This window comes from Halalkalibacter okhensis (assembly GCF_000787375.1).
GTDB classification, from domain to species: domain Bacteria; phylum Bacillota; class Bacilli; order Bacillales; family Bacillaceae_D; genus Halalkalibacter; species Halalkalibacter okhensis.
Genome location: NZ_JRJU01000081.1, coordinates 1 through 2206, shown reverse-complemented (window position 1 = coordinate 2206; position 2206 = coordinate 1). Strand labels below are relative to the sequence as shown.

The window sequence follows — 2206 nt, the reverse complement described above, 5'->3', positions numbered from 1 at the left end:
TTTTAGTGAAGGCTGATCGAATGACAATGGCGCATTCATTAGAGCTCCGTGTTCCATTTTTAGATAAAGAAGTCTTTAAAGTGGCTGCTACCCTAGATCCCACTTTAAAGGTAGATAAATCACAAACGAAAATTGCTCTTAGAAGTGCTATGAAGCATATTGTACCAGAGCATATTGTCAATCGAGCTAAGCTGGGATTTCCTGTTCCAATTAGACATTGGTTACAAAATGAATTGTACGATTGGGCAAAGAATTTGATTATGGATAGTCAGACTGACTATATATTTAAGAAAGAAGAGATTCTTCAGTTGCTTGAACAACATCGTAAAATCAATTTGCATGAAAGTTCAATGTTTAAGAGTAAAGGGGATTATAGTCGTCCGTTATGGACAGTACTGACTTTCATGCTTTGGCACCAAGTCTTTATTGAAAAGGTCTATGAATTTGATACTACTATGGAGCATAGTAAATAGTTTTAAGTTTTTCATTGAACATGTTGAATAACTTTATTCAACATGTTCGGCTGTTTTTTACTTCTTACCAAGCCATTAGTATCTGTTCTATCCTTTATTTTTCAATAATTGTGCATCCACAGAAAAGCCACTAGACTCTTGAACTTGACCACATCGTTGCCAAAGTTCGGCTGGGTGATACAAACAGTGGTTTCTGCCCCTAATGAAGATGCTGCATAAAATTATTTACTATAAAGCGAGGTCTGTAATATGTATGATGTCTTTAATTCTATTAGCCGAATATTATATGATCCGTTGATTCAACTAACGTATGGTTTTGAACATATTCCGATTTTAGCAGCACTTGTTATTGGAATTCTAGCAGCCGCTGCTCCGTGTCAATTCACTGGAAATGTAGGAGCCATTACACTCTATGGGAATCGCTCTATCCAAAAAGCTATTCCATGGTCAGAAGTCCTTTTCTTTCAATTTGGCAAGGTAATTGTTTTTTCGGGGTTAGGATTACTTGTTTGGATATTAGGTTCTGAATTTCAACAAGAACTAATCGGGTACCTTCCGTGGGTACGTAAAATACTTGGACCCATTTTTATTCTAATTGGTTTATATTTAGTGGGGATTATTACATGGAAGTGGTCAATCGGACTAAAACAAAAAGAAACTGGTGGTAAAAGAAGAGGAAAATGGGGGGCATTTCTTTTGGGAAGTAGTTTTTCATTAGGATTTTGTCCAACCATGTTCTCAATCTTTTTCTTTTTGTTAATGCCCCTAACCCTTTCTACTTCATACGGGTTCATTTTACCAACTGTATTTTCGTTCGGTACATCGATTCCCCTGTTTATTACGATGTACCTCATCTGGACTTTTGGATTAAACGGGACACTTTTAAGAAAAGGAAGAAATATCGGAAAATGGATCCAACGAGTCGCGGGGATTTTTCTGATCATCCTGGGGATTTTAGATACGATTACTTATTGGGGAATTTAAGAAAGTATGTGCATTTTCAAACCATAATCTTAACCTAAATGAAAAAGTTTATTTGAGGTTTCATTTCAAAATTTCAACATATTTACTTTTTACAATATTGCAGATACAACGGACAAGGTGAAATAAATTGATATTGGAGCAGAGAGGATTATAATCATTTCTGCTTTTTTCTTCTTTGGTATATTGCTTTGAATTATTAAGGCTTAATAGTCAGTAAGGCATATTCAATTAGTTTTCATATTTAAATAAATATTAGGGTTGATTACCATAGGGGGGTATGGTAAGTTTCTTTTGAAGGAATAATTATATTTTAAGGAGGCTTTAATTATGGAACAAAAAACAACATTAAAAGTTAACGGAATGTCATGTGGGCATTGCATTAGTACGATAGAAAGTAAAATTGGAAATTTAAATGGTGTCCACTCAGTAAAAGTTCTACTGTCTGAAGGAGAAGTAAGCCTTAATTATGATTCTAATGTTATTTCATTAGATCAAATTATTCATGAGATTGAAGACCAAGGTTATGATGTAGAATGAAATAGTTGTTTAGAATCATAGAAGTGAGGTCGCACGATTTTAGTACGACCTTCTTCACTATTTTCATTAGCTTTATCTAAATAAAGATACTTATAGAAACAAAGAAGAATTTGTGATGTATCTCACATATTTTCTTTACATTCTTTTGGTAATCTATAGGGGAAATATGATCACAATAACAGTATTATTCGAATTGTAAAGGAGGGGAATCC

General features: G+C 34.0%; 3 protein-coding genes. All 3 read left to right on the top strand.

The genetic code is table 11. The annotated features are described in order from the left end of the window. Positions 1–473 (top strand): asparagine synthase-related protein (locus LQ50_RS23990; protein ID WP_161784723.1); only part of this gene is annotated, 473 nt, incomplete at its 5' end. A gap of 249 nt (positions 474–722) precedes the next feature. Continuing rightward, positions 723–1457: a cytochrome c biogenesis CcdA family protein gene (locus tag LQ50_RS23985; protein ID WP_034634265.1), complete on the top strand. Its 735-nt coding sequence runs from the start codon at positions 723–725 to the stop codon at positions 1455–1457. Positions 1458–1784: 327 nt separating this feature from the next. Then, positions 1785–1994: a copper chaperone CopZ gene (gene copZ, locus LQ50_RS23980; protein ID WP_034634262.1), complete on the top strand. Its 210-nt coding sequence runs from the start codon at positions 1785–1787 to the stop codon at positions 1992–1994. Positions 1995–2206 lie beyond the last annotated feature (212 nt).